This window comes from Streptomyces sp. NPDC001002 (assembly GCF_053599215.1).
The window spans coordinates 36,072-53,589 of record NZ_JBSFLV010000004.1; the positions used below are offsets into that span (position 1 = coordinate 36,072).

Here is a 17,518-nt window from a genome sequence, read left to right on the forward strand (position 1 = left end):
ATGAGTACCGCCACGTATGTTCTGGCGGCGACGTCGAGCCAGACACTCGACCTGGTCGCCGCGTTCGTCGGTGGCCTGGTCGTCGCGGGCCTGCTGGTCTGGGCTGTGCAGTTCGGCGTGCGGGTCGGGGACCGCGAGCTCCCGCGCCCCGCCCCCGACGACCAGCCCCACCTTCCCGCCACCGGCCCGGTGCGGGAGATGCGCGAGATGCGCGAGCCGGACGAGATGCCGCACACGGAGGGCGGGGAGCGGCTGATGCCGCACGACCTCCACCACTCAGGCAGCAGAACGGGCAAGGACCAGCGCCGCCGTCGCTGGCTGCCCGGCTCCAGCGGCTCCTTCGGCGGGGGCGGCCTCGGACACGTCTGACGCCGTCAGCGCCCGGCCCGGGCGAACTCCCGCAGGAACACCGCCTCCACCCGGGCCATGTGCTCGATCTCGGACGGATCCACACTCTCGTTGGGCGCGTGGATCAGGCACCGCGGTTCCTCCACGCCCATCAGCACGATCTCGGCGCGCGGGTAGGTAGCGGCGAGCACGTTGCACAGCGGGATGGAGCCGCCCTGGCCGAGGAAGGCCAGCGGCTTGCCGTAGACCTCGCGCATCGCCGTGCCGAGCGCGGTGTACGCCGGTCCGTCGGTGGCCGCCCGGAAGGGGGCGCCCGTGCCCTCGGTCTCGACGGTGACATGGGCACCCCAGGGGGCCGCCTCCGTCAGATGCCGGGTGAGGGCCTCGCGGGCCGCCTCGGCGTCCGTGCCCGGCGGCACGCGCAGGCTGACGCGGGCGCGCGCGGAGGGCGGTACGGCGGCGGCCGAGCCGACCACCGGCGGGCAGTCGATGCCGAGGACGGTCACGGCGGGGCGGGCCCAGAGACGGTCGGCGACCGTGCCGGTGCCGGTCAGGCGTACGCCGTCGAGCACGCCGGCGTCCTCGCGGAACTGTGCCTCGTCGTAGCCGACGCCGTCCCAAGTGCCCTCGCAGTCAAGGCCGTCGACAACAGTCGCGCCGGTCTCCGGGTCCCGGAGCGTGGACAGCAGCTGGATCAGCGCGGCGAGGGCGTCGGGCGCGGGGCCGCCGAACATGCCGGAGTGGATCTCGCCCCGGAGCGTCTCGACGGTGACGACGAGGTTGGCGAGGCCGCGCAGGGTGACGGTGGCGGTGCCGGTGCCGACCTCCGCGTTGCCGGTGTCGCACACCAGCAGGGCGTCGGCGAGGAACTGCTCCGGGTGCCGGGCGACGTACTGCTCCAGGCCGCCCGTGCCCTGTTCCTCCGAGCCCTCCGCGACGAACTTCAGCCCCACCGGGATGTCGTCGCCGAGCGCGCGCAGCGCGGTGAGGTGCATGACGACGTTGCCCTTGCAGTCGGCGGTGCCGCGCCCGTACCAGCGGCCGTCGGCAGCTTCGGTGAGGGTGAAGGGCGGGGTCTTCCAGGCGGTCTCGTCGAGCGGGGGCTGGACGTCGTAGTGGCAGTAGAGCAGGACGGTCGGCGCGCCGGGCGGGGGCGGGCGGTGGCCGATCACGGCGTGGCTGCCGTCCGGGGTCTCGACGAGGTGGACATCGCGCAGCCCGGCGCCGGTGAACGCGTCGGCGACCCACTGGGCGGCCCGCCGGCACTCCTCGGGCGGGTACTGGCGCGGGTCGGCGACGGAGGGGATGGCGACGAGTTCGGTGAGGTCGGCCTTGGCGCGGGGCATCAACGCGGCGATTTTCGCCGCCAGTTCATCCGCGGTCGGTTCGGGCGCGGTGGGTTCCGTCATCGTCGTCAGCGCCTCACCGTGTCGTCGGTCTTGAGGTCGTCGAGCTTGTCCTTGATCTTGTCGACCTTGTCCGGGCAGTAGATCTCCAGGATCTTGGCCTCGGCCCGCAGCGCCTTGGCGTCGCCGATGATCGGCCGCTGGCCCACGAACGCGGCGCCGTTGGAGATGTTGGTCTTCCACTGCGCCGACTTCAGGGCGCTCGCCGGGTCCTTGCAGACCAGACCGCCGTCGGTGCCCAGCGAGCGTTCGATCACCCCGGTGTCGGGGCGCGGGTAACCGGCGTCCTCGGCCGCGTCGGCGAGCCGATTCGCCTTCTTCGCGGCCTCGTTGTCGCTCTTGACGTTGTTGTACTGGACGATCCCGGCGATCATCAGCCCGACCAGGAGGACGACGGCGCCGACGTAGATCCACTTGTGCTCAGAGGCGAACCGGGTCGGGCTCATGACGCGTCACCGCCCTCGGTGCGCCAGCCGGGTCTGCGCAGTTTCAGGAAGGCCAGCGGGATCAGCAGACCGAGGATGACCAGACCGCCGCCGACGATCCCGATGTACGACCAGACGCTGCCGCCGCCGAACTGCGAGGGCGGCACGAATCCGATGGCGAGGGCGGCGACCGAGGCGAGCAGGCCGACCGTGCACAGCAGGTGCAGGGCGGGGACGCGGTAGCCGCGCGGGTGGTCGGGCCGGGTCTTCCTGAGGCGCATCGCGGCGACGAACATCAGCAGGTAGACGATGAGGTACACCTGCGTGGTGATCGTCGAGAAGATCCAGTAGACATTGGAGACGTTCGGCAGCAGCGCGTACATCAGCGCGATGGCCGAGGTGACGACGCCTTGCGTGACGAGGATGTTCTGCTGGATGCCGTGCTTGTTCAACTGCTGGAGGAACGGCGGCAGATAGCCCTCGCTGCGGGAGATCTCCAGGAGGCCCTTGGAGGGTCCGGCCAGCCACGTCAGCATCCCGCCCAGCGAGGCCGATACGAGCATCACGGCGGCGATCGGGGTCATCCAGCCGATGTGGAAGTACGCGAAGAACGCGTCGAAAGCCTGCATCACCCCGGCGGTCAGGCTGAGTTGGTCGCCGGGCACCACCCAGCTGATGGCGAGGGCGGGCAGGATGAAGATGAGCAGCACGAGCCCCATCGCCAGGAACATCGACTTCGGGTACTCCTTGGCCGGGTCCTTCAGCGAGGACACGTGCACGGCGTTCATCTCCATGCCGGAGTAGGACAGGAAGTTGTTGACGATCAGCACCAGGCTCGCCAGCCCCGTCCAGGCGGGCAGCAGATGGCTGCTGGTCATGGGCGCGGCCGAGCCGTTGCCCTGCCCGAGGAAGACCATGCCGAGCACGACGAGCAGGGTGCCGGGCACGAGCGTCCCGATCACGAGCCCCCAACTGGACAGCCCGGCAAGGGCCTTGGTCCCGCGCGAGGACACCCACACCCCGGTCCAGTACAGGATCATGATGACGATCGCCGTGTAGAGGCCGTTGGAGGCCAGGGACGGATCGATGACGTACGAGATGGTGCTCGCGACGAAGGCGAGCAGGCTCGGGTAGTAGAAGATCGTCATCGCGAACTGGCACCACACGGCGAGGAACCCGAGCGGTTTGGACAGGCCCTCGCTCACCCACCGGTAGACACCGCCCGACCAGCCGGACGCCAGCTCGGCGGAGACCAGCGCGGTCGGCAGCAGGAAGACGATCGCCGGCACCAGGTAGAGGAACACACAGGCGAGCCCGTACACGGCCATCGTCGGTGCGGCCCGCAGACTGGCCACCGACGAGGTGGTCATCAGCGCCAGCGTCACCCAGCTGAGCCTCGGCGCGGCCACCTGTCTCGCCCTCGCCCGCGCCTGCACCTGCGCTTTCGGCAGATCGGCGGGTACGTCCATCGATGCCATCGACCCTCCAGAGACCGGCTCGGGAACCCCAGCCTCGGCTGGGACACCGGGCGACGCCGGATGGGTGGGGCCGTTCGGGTGACGGCGATCGCGGTGGGCATGGTGGACTCGGCTCGGGACGTCAGGGTTCGATCAGGCCATCCAGAAGAAGACCGCCGTCATCCGCTTCTCCTCCAGCGTCGTGCCGGAGTAACCCGTCGCGCTGTGCACGAGGTTGGCGTTGTAGAGGAGCAGGCGGTTGTACTTGTGCGGGACGCGTACGTCCTCCTCGAACGCGTCCGGGGCCACGAACCGCGTGCCGAGGGCCTCGACGAGGTTGTTGTGCGGGGCCTGGACGACGTTGCCGCCGAGGCGGCCGCCCGGCATGGACTGGCGGTAGAAGCTCGTCCCGCAGTCCTTGGGCACGGCCGGGTTGAGGTAGAGCACCGCCGCGTACCGGCACAGCGCGCGCGAGTCGGTGTGCGGACGCGGCTCGCTCTCGCCCTCGCCGACGACCTGGACGCAGTTGTGGTTGAGGGTGCCGCCGCCGGGCGCCCGCTGCACCCACAGCTCCTTCGCGCCGGTCGCCTTCTTCACCAGCCGCTCCACGCGGGCGAGTTCGGCGGGTTCCAGGCCCGGCATGGTGCGCAGCCCGGGCCAGGTCTCCGAGGTGTACGGGTAGCCCTCGACCCAGTCGTCCTTGGCCAGGCAGCGCTCGCGTACGGCGTCCACCTCGGGCAGGACGTCGTCGAGGACCCAGTAGTCACGGCCCTTGGTGGGCTTGCGGTACGGCAGGACCGGGAGCGTGGGGGGAGCAGCGGGGCGGCCTGCGGGGATCCTGGGGGGCTGCTGTGGGGGCATGCCGCGAATCTAGGGCGGGGGTCCGTATGGACTCTCCCGCGAACTCGTCCGGAATCTCCCGCGAGTTGGTCAACAAACCGTCAACCGGTCGTCATGGGAGTGACCGAGGACACGTGCCACTTTGCCTCGGCTTTACCAAAACCGGCGAGTCGGAGGGCTCCCGCAGCCGTACTTCTCCCTGTCCGACCCCACCGTGCTCGGTGGGACCCCCGACCGGGCAGGAGGCACGGTGCGCTTTTCGCGGAATGCGACGGGAACTCTCTTTGTGGGCGGTGCGCTGACGTTGACACTCGCCGCCCTCGCCTACCCGTCGATGCTCGGAGTGAGCACCGTCTCGACCGCGCAGGACAGAATCATCGCCAACACCCAGTGGGGGCCGCTGACGGAAGGCGACCGCGACTTCGTGGTCAAGGTGCGCGCGGCCGGCCTGTGGGAGTACCCCGTGGGCCAGATCGGCCTGAAGAAGGGGACCAACAAGGGAGTGCTGACCGCCTCGCAGCACCTGATCGACGGCCACGCGGCACTGGACACCACCTGCCGCAAGATCGCCCCGATGCTGGGCATCACGCTGCCCAACCTGGCGAGTCCCCAGCAGCAGGGCTTCGTCAACACCCTGAACGCGGACAGCGGCGCGCAGTTCGACCAGGACTTCGCCAACATCCTGCGGATCACGCACGGTTCGATCTTCAACACGGTGGCGAAGGTCCGGTCCACGACCAAGAACAGCCTGGTGCGCGCCCTGGCCGACCAGGCCAACAACACGGTCCTGGACCACATCACGGTCATGGAGAAGACCGGCCTGGTGAACTTCGACACGTCTCTGTTCACGCAGACCACCCCGCCGAAGCTGCCCAAGACCGACCTGACCCCGCCGGCGCCGCCCGCGGGCCAGCAGCCGATCGTGCTCACCCCGCCGCCGAACGCCACCTCCACGCCGGTGGACATCGACGGCCTCTCGGGCGGCGGCGCGGCGGCCCCCAGCCCCACCCCGACGGTCGGCTGACCCGCGGGCGTACCGCTCAACCCAGCCAGACAGTCGTGTCCGGGTCGATCGACCCCGCTGCCGACGGCCCGCTGCTCAGCAGCACCTCGCCGGCCGGCAGCGGTACGGCCGCCCCGGACAGGTTGGTCACACACCGCCAGCCGTCCCCGCGCACGAAGTCCAGCACTCCGGCCGGAGCGTCCGGGGTCCAGGTCAGCGCCTCGCCCGCGAGCAGCTTGCGGCGCAGCTTCAGGGCGGCCCGGTACAGCTCCAACGTGGAGCCCTCCGTGCCGTCCTGCGCCTCGACGGCGTACCCGCCGAAGCTCTCCGGCTGCGGCAGCCAGGCCGCGCCCGCCCCGAAGCCGTACGAGGGCCCGGTCCGGGTCCACGGGAGCGGCACCCGGCAGCCGTCGCGGCCCTTGTTGACATGGCCCGTCTGTTCCCAGACCGGGTCCTGGAGCACCTCGAAGGGCAGGTCGGCGACCTCGGGCAGACCGAGTTCCTCGCCCTGGTAGACGTACGAGGATCCCGGCAGCGCCAGCATGAGCAGGGTCGCCGCCCGGGCCCGGCGCAGCCCCGCGACCGGGTCGATCTCGGGTGCGTGGCCGCCGGACAGCAGCCAGGCGTTGTCGTCGGTGCCGGGCGGGAGGATCAGCCGGGAGGCGTGCCGTACGACGTCGTGGTTGGAGAGCACCCAGGTGGCGGAGGCGCCGGCGGCCCGCGCGGTCGCCAGCGAGCCGGTGATGACCTCGCGCAGTTCGTCCGCGTCCCAACCGGCCTGGAGGTACTCGAAGTTGAAGGCCTGGCCCAGTTCGTCAGGTCGTGCGTAGAGGGCGCGGCGGGCGCCCGGGACCCAGGCCTCGGCGACGGCCATGCGGGGCGGGGTGTAGGAGTCGAGAATGCGGCGCCAGTCGCGGTAGATGGCGTGCACCTCGTCGCGGTCGTAGAACGGGTGGGTGCCGGGCGCGAGTTGGGCCAGCGCGGCCTCGCCGCTCAGTTCGGGGTCGCCGAGGTCGCGCAGCGGTTCGCGCAGGTCCTTGGCGAGGGCGTGGGCGACGTCCACGCGGAAACCGTCGACACCGCGGTCGGACCAGAAGCGCAGGGTGGTGCGGAAGTCCTCGCGGACCTCCTCGTGGTCCCAGTTCAGGTCCGGCTGCTCGGGGGTGAACAGGTGGAGGTACCACTGGCCGTCGGGCACCCGGCGCCAGGCGCTGCCGCCGAAGACGGACTGCCAGTCGGTGGGCGGGAGTTCGCCGTGCGCGCCGCGGCCGTCGTGGAAGACGTAGCGGGCGCGGGCGGGCGAGCCGGGGCCCGCGGCCAGGGCCTCCTGGAACCAGGGGTGCAGATGCGAGGTGTGGTTGGGCACCAGGTCGACGATCAGCTTGAGGCCGAGCCGATGGGCCTCGGCGACCATCGCGTCGAAGTCGGCGAGGCTGCCCAGGCGCGGGTCGACATCCCGGTAGTCGGCCACGTCGTAGCCGCCGTCGGCGAGTTCGGAGGGGTAGAACGGGCTGAGCCACAGGGCGTCCACGCCCAGCCCGGCGAGATGGGTCAGGCGCTCGGTGACGCCCCTGATGTCACCGAGCCCGTCGCCGTCGGCGTCCGCGAAGCTGCGCGGATAGACCTGGTAGACGACGGCCTGGCGCCACCAGTCGGGGTTCCTGGAGGAAAGGTCGGTCACGGTTCCCCTTCGGGATCGAGCCGGATCGGAGTAGATCGTTCCCTGTGTGATGGTTTTGTAATGACTCTTGAACTTTCCGTGCGTCACCGCAAGTTGACATGCCTCAGCGGCTCGAACCACCATGAGGGCACGCTGTGCCGCAAGTGACCAATGGGGCCAGTGTCTCTCTTCTGCCTTTCCTCTGCTCTCTCTGAGCTCCTGAGATGGGACATCCATGTCTATAGCCAGACCTGTCACCGCGCGCCGCCTGCTGGGGACGGGCGCCGCGTCGCTCGTCCTGTGTGCCGCTTCCGTGGCCGGTGCCTCCGGTGCCTTCGCCCACGGCGGTACGCCCGGCGGTGACGGCTGGAAGTCCGGCGGCTCGTACAAGCCCGGCACCGGCGCGGGCACCGAGACCGGCACCGACCGCTGCGAGTTCTCGCTCGACGGCACGAGCTTCTTCCCCTCGGTGAAGGTCGACGACCAGAACCTCAAGCCCACCGACGACGGCAAGATCCACATCAAGGTCCGCGCCGCCGGTGACGCCGCCACCTGCACCGCCTCGCTGGCTTCCTACATCGCCCACGGCCCGACCTTCGCCACCTCCGGCGAGCAGGTCTTCGTCGACTTCGACACCGTGACGGTCAAGCAGGGCCAGACCGACTCGCTCGACATCGCGGTGCCGGACGCGGGCTGCTTCGCGCAGATCGACCTGTACCGCGGCGCGGTCAAGTTCGACGGCGAGAAGGACGCGAACGACGGCTTCGAGCACGGCGACCTGCCGATCGGTCCCGACCGCCCGGTCATCAAGGACAAGCTGATCGCGGCCTGGAACGGCGGCACGAAGGACTGCTCGAAGACCCCGGAGACCACCCCGCCGGCCACGCCGCCGGCCGGGGAGACGACCCCGCCGGCGGAGGAGACCACCCCGCCCGCGTCGGAGTCCACCCCGCCGGCCGAGGAGAGCACCCCTCCCGCCGAGGAGTCCACCCCGCCCGCCTCGGAGTCGACGACCCCCGCCGCGCCCACGCCGAACGGCGGTGGCGGTGGTGACCTCGCCGAGACCGGTGGCGGCAGCAGCAGCGGCATCATCGCGGGCGGCGCGGCAGCGCTCCTCGCTGCGGGCGCGGCGATCGTCGTCGCGACGAAGCGCCGCCGCGCGACGCGCGCCTGACCAGGCCCGCACCCCAGCCTTTCTGACCCGTCCCCATGACGAACGCCCCGGAGTCCTTCTCTCTCCGGGGCGTTCGGCTTGTCCTGCCCTAGACGGAAGGCGCACCTTCGCGGCCGGGCTCCACCGTGTCCAGGTACAGCTTCACGAAGCGCGGCACGTCCACGTCCAGGGCCACGTCGACGAGGTCGCGGGGGCGGGTGCCGTCGTGGATCTCGGACTCGCCGGGGCGGGGGCGGCGGTCGACGATCGTCTGCCCTCGGGTGGGCCCGGGAGCGAGGGAGACCTCGACCGGGAGGAGTCGGGTCGTGATGCCGGCCGGGTCGACGACCGTGCAGACCGCGCCCGCGTCGCCGATGCCGCCGCCCGGGTCGTCGCCGTCGGCGTCGGGAGTGGCCGGACGGTGGGAGAGCAGGTCGCCGGCGAGGCGGGCGGCCGGATCGGCGCTCGCGCGCAGCCGCCGTACGTCCGGGCCGGGCACGACGACCCGCTGGAACACGTCGAGGCCGTACATCGTGATCGGCACCCCCGCCGTGAGCAGCACCGCCGCCGCCTCCGGGTCGTGCCAGACGTTGAACTCGGCGACCGCCGTGGCGTTCCCGGTCGCCACCGCGCCGCCCATGAAGACGATCCGCTCGATGTTGCGGACGACCTCGGGGTGCGTGCGCAGCAGCAGGGCGATGTTGGTCAGGGGCGCCGTCGGGATCAGGGTGACCGGGCGCGGGGAGGCGAGGATCTCGCGGTGCAGCAGGGTCACCGCGTCCACGTCGGCGGGGGCCCGGGTCGGGGTGGGCAGGCCGGGGAGGTCGCCCATGCCGTCCGCGCCGTGCACGTGCCGGGCCGAGCGGGCCGGTTCGATCAGCGGGCGCTCGGCACCGCGGGCCACCGGGACGTCCCCGGCGCCCGCGATCTCCAGCACGGTCAGCGTGTTGCGGACCACCCCGTCGACGTCCGTGTTCCCGGCGACACAGGTCACCGCCCGCAGATCGAGGCCCGGTTGCCGGACGGCGAACAGCAGGGCGAGCGCGTCGTCGACCCCCGTGTCGCAGTCGATGATCACCGGGATGGGCTGGTCGGTCACCTCGGGAGTCCTTCCGTAGAGCCGCTGCCTGGACGGACGGAGCCGTCGCCCCGGCAGAGGTGTCGGCTCGACCTTATGCGTCCGTGGTCACTCCCGGTCACTCCCACAGGCCGGTTCCGCGGGCCGCGGCCCGCTCGCCGATCCGGTGCAGCAGCTCGTCGCCCGGCAGCACGCCCGGCTTGCGCCCGTCCCGCAGCCGTACGGCGGCCCGCCCGCCCTCGGCCTCCCGCGCCCCGATCACCGCCTGGTACGGCACCAGGCGCGCCGCGCGGATCCGGGCACCGAGGCTGCCGTCGCCGACGACCTCCGCCCGCAGCCCCCGCGCGAGCGCCGCCCGCGCCAACCGCTCGGCCGCCTCCTCCTGCTCCGCCGACACCGGCAGCACCACCAGCTGCACCGGGGCCAGCCAGACCGGGAACGCCCCGCCGTGCACCTCGACCAGCTGCGCCACCGCCCGCTCCACGCTCCCGATGACACTGCGGTGCACCATCACCGGGCGGTGCTTCGCACCGTCGGCGCCGATGTAGTGCAGGTCGAAGCGCTCGGGCTGGTGGAAGTCGATCTGGACGGTGGAGAGGGTGGACTCGCGGCCCGCCGCGTCGGCGATCTGCACGTCGATCTTGGGCCCGTAGAAGGCGGCCTCGCCCTCGGCCTCCTCGTACTCGACGCCCGCCTCGGCCAGCACCTCCCGCAGCAGGGCGGTGGCCCGCGCCCACAGGTCCGGGTCGGCGACGTACTTGCCGCCCTCGCCCGGCAGGGAGAGCCGGTAGCGGTGGGCGCGCAGGCCGAGATCGTCGTAGGCGCGGGCGATCAGCCGCAGGGCCGAGGCCGCCTCCTCGACCGCCTGGTCCAGGGTGCAGAAGATGTGCGCGTCGTTGAGCTGGATGGCCCGTACCCGGGTCAGACCGCCGAGCACGCCGGACAGCTCGGAGCGGTACATGCCGCCCAACTCCGCGATACGGAGCGGGAGTTCGCGGTAGCTGTGGGAACGGGAGCGGTAGATCAGGGCGTGATGCGGGCAGAGGCTGGGGCGCAGAACGACCTCCTCCGCGCCGAGTCTCATCGGCGGGAACATGTCCTCGCTGTAGTGCGACCAGTGGCCCGAGATCTCGTACAGCTCGCGCTTGCCGAGCACCGGCGAGTACACGTGCCGGTAGCCGGCCGCGCGCTCCGCCTCCCGGACGTACTCCTCCAGGGTGTGCCGCACGAGGGCGCCGTCGGGCAGCCAGTACGGGAGGCCCGCGCCGATCAGGGGGTCGGTGTCGAAGAGGTCGAGTTCGCGGCCGAGACGGCGGTGGTCGTGGGGCGCGGGGGCCGACGGGTCGTGGGCGGTGGACTCGTGGGACATGGCGGGCTCCTCGTTTAGGTGCCGGGCGAGGAGCCGATGGGCGACGGAAAACCCCGGGGCACTCGCCCCGGGGCTTCGGTCATCCAGTCGTGGATCAGCGCGCCGGGACACTCTCCGGCGTCGTCGTGAGGGACGGCTGGGCGCGCTTCATGCGGTCCACGGTAGCCAGGGGCGGGGTGCGGGTGCCACGCAATATCGGGGCCGAGCACGGACGCCCCCAAGTGCCCGGGTAACCCGGACGGCCCGGCTCGCTGGTGGAGCGCCGGACGCGGTGATCCCTTGGAGGCGTACCCGACTCCCCGCCCGTCTCCCAGGAGGCTCCGATGCCCCGTCCCCCGGCCCGCGTCCTCGTCGCCTCCGCGCTCTCGGCGGGCACCCTGCTCACGGCGTCGGCCTGCCTCAGTACGCCGCCGCAGGCGCACGCGCCCCTGCCCACGATCCCGTCCTCGGCGCCTCCGTCCGCGTCCCTGTCCGCCCCGGCCGCGGTGACCACGCCCGACGGTCTCACCACCGCGCAGGCCCAGGCCGCCCTGGTCACCGAGGCGGACCTCGGCGATCCGTGGGCGCCGACCCAGGGCGCGGCGACCTGGCGGGACGCCCTGCTCAAGGCGACCACGGACGCGCCGGACTGCCGGCGGCTGCTCGACGCGCTGTACGCCGACGACCTGTTCGGCAAGGACGCCCGGCCGCGGGCCGCGACCGGCCTCGACGACACCATGGACGAGGCCCAACTGCGGTACCAGGTGCTCGCCCTGCCACCCGCCGAGGTCGACCGGACGCTGGCCTGGCTGAAGTCGCTGCCGCAGAAGTGCGCGCGGTTCACGGCGGTGACCGAACGCGGCACCGTCCAGACCGTCCAGGTCACCGAGGCCGCCCTGCCGGAGGTCGGCGACACCCGTCAGGGCCTGCGCGTCACCCTCACCTCCGAGACCCCCGACGGCGAACCGACGGTCCTCACGCTCGACGTCGCCGCGGCCCGCACCGGCGACGACACCATCGCCGTCACCAACGGCGGCCTGGGCGAGGTCTCCCCGGACATCACGAACGCGACGCTGGAGGTGGGGGCGCAGCGGCTGGCGGACGTACGGAAGCAGGGGCGGGCGCAGGTCTGACGAACGCCCCCTTCCCGGCCCGTCGCCTGCTCCGGTTCTCCCTTCGCCTACTCCCGCTCGAACCGCATCCGCCGCCCCACCACCTCCCTGGCCACGTCGAGAACCGTGCGGTCGTGGGCGAAGGCGTGGCCGCGGAGGCGGGCGAGGGCGTCGTCGTCGGAGACGCCGAGCTGGGCCATGATCATGCCGGTGGCCTGGTGGACCTCGTCGTGTCCGTGGGGCAGCGTCATCAGGACGACCGTCATCAGCGCGGCCAGCAGCCGGGCGGTGTGCAGGTCGCGGCCGGTGAGCGCACCCGGGGTGTCGCGGTACAGGTCGAGGGTGCCGACGCACACGGCGTCGTCGCCGAGCGGGATCGCGTACGCCGCCCGCACCCCGGCCGCAGTGGCCTGCTCGGCGAAGACCGGCCAGCGACCGGCGTCCTCGGGGCGGGTCAGGTCGTCGGCGAGCACGGGGGCCCGGGCCCGTACCGCGGACCGGCAGGGCCCGTCGCCGAGCGTGGCCTGGAGGTCGCCCATGGAGGAGGCCCGCGCGTCGCTCGCGCCGAGCCGTACCGGGAGACCGTGACTGTAGAGGGACATGCTCGCGCCGGTCACCGGGAGAAGTCCGACCGCCACCCGGCACAGCAGCCCCGGTACCTCTTCGGTCGTCGGGTCGCCGCAGGCGTCACGGCCGTCTCGCCTGGGCCGCACAGCCACCGCCTCCTTGGTTCGGGCGTGGCCACGGTGGCGAAGCGGCCGACGCCGTCACGGCACCGGACCCCGGCCGACTACCCGTGCCCCAGGAGCCGAAACACGTGGCGTCCCACCGGACCTACCGCTTCTCGTACGGATCCGCCGGCTGCTTCACCTGCCGGACCGAGGTCGCGTCCAGCACCGGCGGCCAGGCCGCGTCCGAGCCCAGCTCGCCCTTGGGGTGCCAGGTGCCGGTGACGGTGACCCAGGTGTCGGTGGGCGGGGCGTCGTCGCCGCGGATCTCGACCTTGCTGGTGGTGGCGTCGGCGGCGCAGCAGGAGACCAGGAGCCGGGTGACGTACCAGGTGCCGTCGTCCCCGTGGGTGACGAAGCCGGTCATCCGGAGCGTCCGGCCCTTCAGGGACCGTCCGCTGTCGTAGATCGCCCGCGAGCTGAACTGGGCGACGCTCAGCTCGACCGGGTCCCCGGCCGGCAGCGCGGGAAAGCTCCCGACCCCCTGAGCCGCCCGCTGCGCGGCCTCACGCCCGGCGCTGTAGGAGCCGAGGGCGGGCGGCGGGAAGAGGAGAAGGGCGAGGGCGGGGAGAGTGAGCAGCCAGGCGACACGGGGGCCTGCGGCGCCGTGGCTGTGCCCGTGGTGTTCGTCGAGCCCGTCACCGTGCCCCTCGTCCTCACCCTCGTAACCCTCGTGCTCGTCCCGCCTCAGGACGGCCGTCGTCACGCCGAGCAGGACCAGCGCCACGCCGGAGACGATCAGGTACGGCCGCAGGGCCGCCTGTACGTATCTCAGGTACAGGTCGCTGAAGAGCGTGACGCGCAGTACCGCGGCGCCCGTGAGCAGGAGCAGTACGGCGGGTCCGTACCGGCGGAGTCTCACAGCAGCCACCACCCGACCAGGACGCTGCTCGTCACGGCCACCAGCCAGGTCGCCGAGGAGAAGCGGACGGCGAAGGAGCGGCCGAACGTGCCCGCCTGGAGCGCGATCAGTTTCAGGTCGACCATCGGGCCGACCACCATGAACGCCAGTCGCGCGGTGAGCGGGAAGGCGCTGAGGGAGGCGGCGACGAAGGCGTCCGCCTCGCTGCACACGCACAGCACGACGGCGAGCACCGCGAGCAGCCCCACGGCGGCCCAGGCGGAACCGGTGAACAGGTCCAGGACGGACCGGGGTACGGCGATGTTGAAGGTCGCGGCGGCCGCGGCGCCCAGGACGAGGAAGCCGCCGGCGTGCAGGAAGTCGTGCTGGAGACCGGTGAGGAAGGCGCGCGGTCCTGAGGCGTCGCCGCCGTTCCTCGACGCCGGCATCCGCAGCCACTCGTCCTTGCCGAACCGGGCCCACAGCCAGCCCATCACCACGGCGGTCGCGAGCGAGGCGACGAGCCGGGCGAGGACCATCCTGGGCTGGCCGGGGAAGGCGATCGAGGTCGCGACCAGGACCACGGGGTTGATGGCGGGCGCGGAGAGGAGGAAGGCGAGGGCGGCGGCGGGCGCGACCCCGCGCCGCATCAGACTCCCGGCCACCGGCACGGACGCGCACTCGCACCCGGGCAGTACGACTCCGGCGGCGCCCGCGACGGGCACGGCGAGGGCGGGATTGCGGGGGAGGAGCCTGGTGAAGACGCGTTCGGGCACGAAGGCGCCGATCGCGGCGGAGACGACCGTGCCGAGCAGCAGGAAGGGCACGCCCTGGACCGCGATCGCGGTGAACACGGTCCACCAGGCGGCGACCGGCGGGGTGTAGAGGTCGAGCGCGAGCATCGGCCCGAGCACGGAGACGACCGTGGCGATGGCGATCAGGGCGGAGCCGCCGAGCACGGCGTACACCAGCGCGCGTACGACGAGGCGCACCCCGTCGACCACCGTCCGCTGATTCTGCACGCGCCTGTCCCAGTAGTGCCATGAACATCCACGTGTGCCGTGAACGTCCCGCGCAGGCTAACGGCTACCGCTGTGCACCACCCCGGGTTCGCCGGGGAGAGCGCTGTGGGTCACAGGGGCGGGTCGGCCGTCGACGTCACAGAGGCGGCTGCGCCGGGGCCGGGCCCAGGGTCGTCGTGCCGGGGGACGTGCGGTGGCCGAGGCCGGTGCGGTAGGCGTCCAGGGCTGCCTCCACCCGGCCCGTGCGGTGGAGCAGGTCGCCCAGCAGGCGGCACAGGTCGGCCAGGTCGCCGGCGGCGCCGGCCCGTTCCAGCAGGCTCAGGGCGCGGACGTAGTGCTCCTCGGCGGCGTCCGTGTCGCGGGCGTCCTCGGCGATGATGCCGAGCAGGCGGTGCGCGGCGGCGGAGTGCAGGGCGCCGCGCTCGGAACTGAGGCCGCCCAGCACGTCCTCCAGGATCGCGGCGGCCTCGTCGGACTTGCCGCGCCGGTGCAGTACGTCGGCCAGCTCGACGGCGACCTGGCTGCTGTACAGCGCGGCGCGCTTCGCGGTGAGCATGGCGAGGGCCTCGCGCAACTCGCCCTCGGCGCGCTCCAGTTCGCCGTTCTGCGCGGAGACGTACCCGCGCATCCAGTGGCAGTTGGCGAGCTCGGTGCGGAGTTGGAGCGTGCGGTAGAGCTCGGCGGCCTTGACGAGGGAGGCGTCGGCCTCGGCGATCCGGCCCTCGGCGAGCAGGGTGCGGGCCACCGAGCGGTGCATACGGGCGATCAGGGCCGGGTCCTGCGACTGCGGGGCGAGGGCGAGCGCGAACTCGGCGGCCTGGGCGGCGCGGGCCTGGGCGCCCATGTCCATGTACGGGCCGATGATGCTGGCGTAGAGGAGGAGCAGGGCGTCGGGGTCGTGCAGTCCACCGCGGTTGAGTTCGTCGAGCGTGGACTCCAACAGGTAGACGGCGTAACGGAGTTCGCCGGCCAGGTAGTGCGAGACGGCACGGCCGCGCAGGGCGGGCACGCGGGCGGGCAGGGGCGCGTCGGCGAGGGCCTGCTCGGAGCGCTCGAAGTACAGCCGGGCGGCGGCCAGTTCGCCGGTGTCGATGGCGCACTCGCCGAGCCCGAGCAGGGCGACGGCCTCGACGTCGGCCAGTTCGTGCCCCTCCGCCTCGGCGAGCAGCGCGGCGTACTGCCCGGCCGCCTCCTCGGCCGCACCGGTGGCGAGCGTGCGCTGCGCCTCGGTCAGCCGCAGCCGCAGATCCGTCGCGAGATGGGCCGGCCGCCCCGTCGCCAGCTCCTCGTACGCCACCCCGAGCCGCTCGGCGATGTGCCGCAGCGCCTCGTCGGAGGCGCGCACCCGGCCCGCCTCCAGGGTGGAGATATAGGCGGGGGTGTACGCGGGCTCGGCCAACTGTTTCTGGGTCAGCCCCCGTTCGGCCCGCAGATGCTGCACTCTTCGCCCGATCGTGCCCGGGTCATCGCGGTCCGTCATCGCCCAACTCCCCCTGCGCCCCTTGCCGTTCGCCGCTGTCAGCCCCTAGGTTAAACCGCACAGTAAACGTGTTTAACCGTTGGCTTTCGTTCAACATTTGGCTGTTGCGAGGTGACCGTGCTCGAACGCACCAGCACCGCCCAGCGTTACGCCAGGGGCCTGACCGCCGCCGTGGTCACCGTGGTGACCCTGATCCTCGCGGCGAACACGGGCCCGGCCCGGGCCAGTGGGCCCGATCCTGCCCGTGAGCAGGTACGACACACGACGACTCAGCGGTGAGGGAAATCACGTAATCAACCGCCCCCGGCCCGCTTACCGTAGAGAAATGTCCCCCTTGGCCAGAATCGCCGGCTCGTTCGCGCCCCGCTTCGCGGAGTTCGCGTTCGAGCCCGGATTCGTGGCCGCCGTCGATCAGCACGTGGCCGAGCTCAGGGAACGGCTCGCGGTCAATCACTCGGGACTGATCCCCCGGCCCCCGCACCGCGAGGTGCTCGCCGACTACGCGCTCGGTTTTCTCGACGCGCTGGAGGAGATCGACTGGCGGGAGCCGGTCGGCCACGACTACGCGGTGTGCCGGCTGACCGCGATCAGCTGGCTGGTGCACCAGCACGATCTGCTGGCCGACCGGGCGTAGAGACAGCGGGCGTAGAGAGAGCGGGCGGCCACCGGCACGCACCTCCTCGTGCGCACCGACAGCCGCCCGCCGCCCGCTGGTGACCGGCGGGGTCACATCTCGCCGGGGCCCCGCATGTCCATACCGCCGCCGCCCATGCCCATGTCGCCGCCGCGCATGTCCGTGCGGTCGCGTACCGGCTGGTTGGAGAGGGCGTCCTGGCGGCCCGCCTGGTAGGCCGCCATGCTGCCCTTGGCCCGGGTCGACTCCGTCTCGACGGTGGTCAGCATGCGCTCCCAGCGCTGGCGCATCGGGCCGATCATGCCGCCGCCGACACCGACGATCAGGATGCCGGCGCCGGTCGCGAGGGCCGCGTACAGGACCGGCTGGGTGACGGTGGTGGCGATGCCCGCCTGGCCGAGGGCGGCGATGACGCCCAGGGCGAGGATGCAGGCCCACAGGACGGTGCCGACCGTGCGGCCGTAGGAGACCGAGGACAGCGCGCCGGTGACGATGGAGCGCACGGCGTTCGCGATGGCCATGGCGACCACGATCAGGACGACCGCGACGATGCCGCGCGGCAGCCAGGCGACGATGCCGTTGATCATCGTGGAGACCGGGTTGGCGCCGAAGACGCCGAGCGCGAGCTGGAGGGTGATCAGCATCAGCGCGTAGTAGACGATCTTGCAGACGATGCCCGTCATGTCGTACTTGGACTCGCGCAACAGCCGTTGCGTGCCCGCCCGTTCGGACAGTCGCTCCGAGCCGACCTTGCGCAGCACCCGGTCCAGGACACGGGCGATCATCTTGGAGATGAACCAGCCGATGGCCAGCACGACCAGGAAGCCGACGAGCTTCGGTACGAACTGGGCGACCTTCGACCAGGCGTCGTTGAGGCCTTGCGTGAAATCTATGGACAGCGTGGTGGCGGTGGTGGGCGTGGTGGCCATCAGGGCCTTCCTTCGGTGGAATCGGTGGTGACCGTCCCCCTCCTCCGTGGATAG

18 protein-coding genes are annotated in these 17,518 nt (G+C 72.1%); 6 read left to right on the forward strand and 12 right to left on the reverse strand.

The window, feature by feature from the left end; all coding sequences use genetic code 11:
• Complete coding sequence (locus ACWDR3_RS03375) at window positions 1–369, forward strand: DUF6479 family protein (protein WP_450350421.1); 369 nt, start codon at window positions 1–3, stop codon at window positions 367–369.
• A gap of 5 nt (window positions 370–374) precedes the next feature.
• Here ACWDR3_RS03375 and ACWDR3_RS03380 read toward each other — a convergent pair whose 3' ends face one another.
• From ACWDR3_RS03380 to ACWDR3_RS03395, 4 genes are all read right to left on the reverse strand, one after another.
• Window positions 375–1,757, reverse strand: a complete 1,383-nt coding sequence (locus ACWDR3_RS03380; RefSeq protein WP_450350422.1) for a M20/M25/M40 family metallo-hydrolase — start codon at window positions 1,755–1,757, stop codon at window positions 375–377.
• A 5-nt stretch (window positions 1,758–1,762) separates the two neighbouring features.
• Complete coding sequence (locus ACWDR3_RS03385) at window positions 1,763–2,200, reverse strand: hypothetical protein (protein WP_450350424.1); 438 nt, start codon at window positions 2,198–2,200, stop codon at window positions 1,763–1,765.
• On the reverse strand, window positions 2,197–3,657 hold the full coding sequence (locus ACWDR3_RS03390) for an APC family permease (protein ID WP_450350426.1): 1,461 nt from the start codon (window positions 3,655–3,657) through the stop codon (window positions 2,197–2,199). The genes ACWDR3_RS03385 and ACWDR3_RS03390 overlap by 4 nt, the downstream gene beginning before the upstream one ends.
• A 132-nt stretch (window positions 3,658–3,789) precedes the next feature.
• Entirely contained in the window at window positions 3,790–4,497 is a 708-nt protein-coding gene (locus ACWDR3_RS03395) for a DUF6445 family protein (RefSeq protein ID WP_450350428.1), read from the reverse strand.
• A 265-nt stretch (window positions 4,498–4,762) separates the two neighbouring features.
• Between ACWDR3_RS03395 and ACWDR3_RS03400 the strand changes: the two genes are divergently transcribed.
• Window positions 4,763–5,500, forward strand: a complete 738-nt coding sequence (locus ACWDR3_RS03400) for a DUF4142 domain-containing protein (protein WP_450350430.1) — start codon at window positions 4,763–4,765, stop codon at window positions 5,498–5,500.
• A 16-nt stretch (window positions 5,501–5,516) separates the two neighbouring features.
• Here ACWDR3_RS03400 and ACWDR3_RS03405 read toward each other — a convergent pair whose 3' ends face one another.
• Window positions 5,517–7,160 carry a glycoside hydrolase family 13 protein gene (locus ACWDR3_RS03405; protein WP_450350431.1) on the reverse strand — a complete coding sequence of 548 codons (1,644 nt, stop codon included), beginning with the start codon at window positions 7,158–7,160 and terminating at the stop codon, window positions 5,517–5,519.
• A 214-nt stretch (window positions 7,161–7,374) separates the two neighbouring features.
• Between ACWDR3_RS03405 and ACWDR3_RS03410 the strand changes: the two genes are divergently transcribed.
• Complete coding sequence (locus ACWDR3_RS03410) at window positions 7,375–8,313, forward strand: LAETG motif-containing sortase-dependent surface protein (protein ID WP_450350433.1); 939 nt, start codon at window positions 7,375–7,377, stop codon at window positions 8,311–8,313.
• 88 nt (window positions 8,314–8,401) lie between these two features.
• Here the strand turns inward: ACWDR3_RS03410 and ACWDR3_RS03415 are convergent, their stop codons facing one another.
• Window positions 8,402–9,391 (reverse strand): nucleoside hydrolase, encoded by a 990-nt coding sequence (locus tag ACWDR3_RS03415; RefSeq protein WP_450350435.1) that lies wholly within the window; start codon window positions 9,389–9,391, stop codon window positions 8,402–8,404.
• 97 nt (window positions 9,392–9,488) lie between these two features.
• The gene (gene thrS / locus ACWDR3_RS03420) at window positions 9,489–10,739 is read right to left on the reverse strand and encodes a threonine--tRNA ligase (protein ID WP_450350437.1); all 1,251 of its coding nucleotides are present in this window, start codon (window positions 10,737–10,739) and stop codon (window positions 9,489–9,491) included.
• Window positions 10,740–11,062: 323 nt separating this feature from the next.
• Here thrS and ACWDR3_RS03425 point away from each other — a divergent pair, with 323 nt between their 5' ends.
• Window positions 11,063–11,851: a hypothetical protein gene (locus ACWDR3_RS03425; protein ID WP_450350439.1), complete on the forward strand. Its 789-nt coding sequence runs from the start codon at window positions 11,063–11,065 to the stop codon at window positions 11,849–11,851.
• A 47-nt stretch (window positions 11,852–11,898) separates the two neighbouring features.
• Here ACWDR3_RS03425 and ACWDR3_RS03430 read toward each other — a convergent pair whose 3' ends face one another.
• From ACWDR3_RS03430 to ACWDR3_RS03445, 4 genes are all read right to left on the reverse strand, one after another.
• Window positions 11,899–12,543 carry a GAF and ANTAR domain-containing protein gene (locus ACWDR3_RS03430; protein ID WP_450350441.1) on the reverse strand — a complete coding sequence of 215 codons (645 nt, stop codon included), beginning with the start codon at window positions 12,541–12,543 and terminating at the stop codon, window positions 11,899–11,901.
• A 121-nt stretch (window positions 12,544–12,664) separates the two neighbouring features.
• Window positions 12,665–13,420 carry a TIGR03943 family putative permease subunit gene (locus tag ACWDR3_RS03435; RefSeq protein ID WP_450350442.1) on the reverse strand — a complete coding sequence of 252 codons (756 nt, stop codon included), beginning with the start codon at window positions 13,418–13,420 and terminating at the stop codon, window positions 12,665–12,667.
• Window positions 13,417–14,421, reverse strand: a complete 1,005-nt coding sequence (locus ACWDR3_RS03440) for a permease (protein WP_450350443.1) — start codon at window positions 14,419–14,421, stop codon at window positions 13,417–13,419. The genes ACWDR3_RS03435 and ACWDR3_RS03440 overlap by 4 nt, the downstream gene beginning before the upstream one ends.
• A gap of 136 nt (window positions 14,422–14,557) precedes the next feature.
• Window positions 14,558–15,901: a tetratricopeptide repeat protein gene (locus ACWDR3_RS03445; RefSeq protein ID WP_450350444.1), complete on the reverse strand. Its 1,344-nt coding sequence runs from the start codon at window positions 15,899–15,901 to the stop codon at window positions 14,558–14,560.
• 111 nt (window positions 15,902–16,012) lie between these two features.
• Here ACWDR3_RS03445 and ACWDR3_RS03450 point away from each other — a divergent pair, with 111 nt between their 5' ends.
• Together ACWDR3_RS03450 and ACWDR3_RS03455 are read left to right on the forward strand one after the other, a co-directional pair.
• Window positions 16,013–16,180, forward strand: coding sequence for a hypothetical protein (locus ACWDR3_RS03450; protein WP_450350446.1), 168 nt, complete (start codon window positions 16,013–16,015; stop codon window positions 16,178–16,180).
• A 46-nt stretch (window positions 16,181–16,226) separates the two neighbouring features.
• Window positions 16,227–16,535 carry a DUF6401 family natural product biosynthesis protein gene (locus ACWDR3_RS03455; protein ID WP_450350448.1) on the forward strand — a complete coding sequence of 103 codons (309 nt, stop codon included), beginning with the start codon at window positions 16,227–16,229 and terminating at the stop codon, window positions 16,533–16,535.
• 92 nt (window positions 16,536–16,627) lie between these two features.
• Here ACWDR3_RS03455 and ACWDR3_RS03460 read toward each other — a convergent pair whose 3' ends face one another.
• The gene (locus ACWDR3_RS03460) at window positions 16,628–17,464 is read right to left on the reverse strand and encodes a membrane protein (protein ID WP_450350450.1); all 837 of its coding nucleotides are present in this window, start codon (window positions 17,462–17,464) and stop codon (window positions 16,628–16,630) included.
• Window positions 17,465–17,518: the final 54 nt, after the last annotated feature.

Excerpts from the sequence above, each read along its gene's own strand:
- ACWDR3_RS03375 (WP_450350421.1), top strand. The coding sequence starts at position 1 with ATGAGTACCGCCACGTATGTTCTGGCGGCGACGTCGAGCCAGACACTC.
- ACWDR3_RS03380 (WP_450350422.1), bottom strand. The coding sequence starts at position 1,757 with ATGACGGAACCCACCGCGCCCGAACCGACCGCGGATGAACTGGCGGCG.
- ACWDR3_RS03385 (WP_450350424.1), bottom strand. The coding sequence starts at position 2,200 with ATGAGCCCGACCCGGTTCGCCTCTGAGCACAAGTGGATCTACGTCGGC.
- ACWDR3_RS03390 (WP_450350426.1), bottom strand. The coding sequence starts at position 3,657 with ATGGCATCGATGGACGTACCCGCCGATCTGCCGAAAGCGCAGGTGCAG.
- ACWDR3_RS03395 (WP_450350428.1), bottom strand. The coding sequence starts at position 4,497 with ATGCCCCCACAGCAGCCCCCCAGGATCCCCGCAGGCCGCCCCGCTGCT.
- ACWDR3_RS03410 (WP_450350433.1), top strand. The coding sequence starts at position 7,375 with ATGTCTATAGCCAGACCTGTCACCGCGCGCCGCCTGCTGGGGACGGGC.
- thrS (WP_450350437.1), bottom strand. The coding sequence starts at position 10,739 with ATGTCCCACGAGTCCACCGCCCACGACCCGTCGGCCCCCGCGCCCCAC.
- ACWDR3_RS03425 (WP_450350439.1), top strand. The coding sequence starts at position 11,063 with ATGCCCCGTCCCCCGGCCCGCGTCCTCGTCGCCTCCGCGCTCTCGGCG.
- ACWDR3_RS03445 (WP_450350444.1), bottom strand. The coding sequence starts at position 15,901 with ATGACGGACCGCGATGACCCGGGCACGATCGGGCGAAGAGTGCAGCAT.
- ACWDR3_RS03455 (WP_450350448.1), top strand. The coding sequence starts at position 16,227 with ATGTCCCCCTTGGCCAGAATCGCCGGCTCGTTCGCGCCCCGCTTCGCG.
- ACWDR3_RS03460 (WP_450350450.1), bottom strand. The coding sequence starts at position 17,464 with ATGGCCACCACGCCCACCACCGCCACCACGCTGTCCATAGATTTCACG.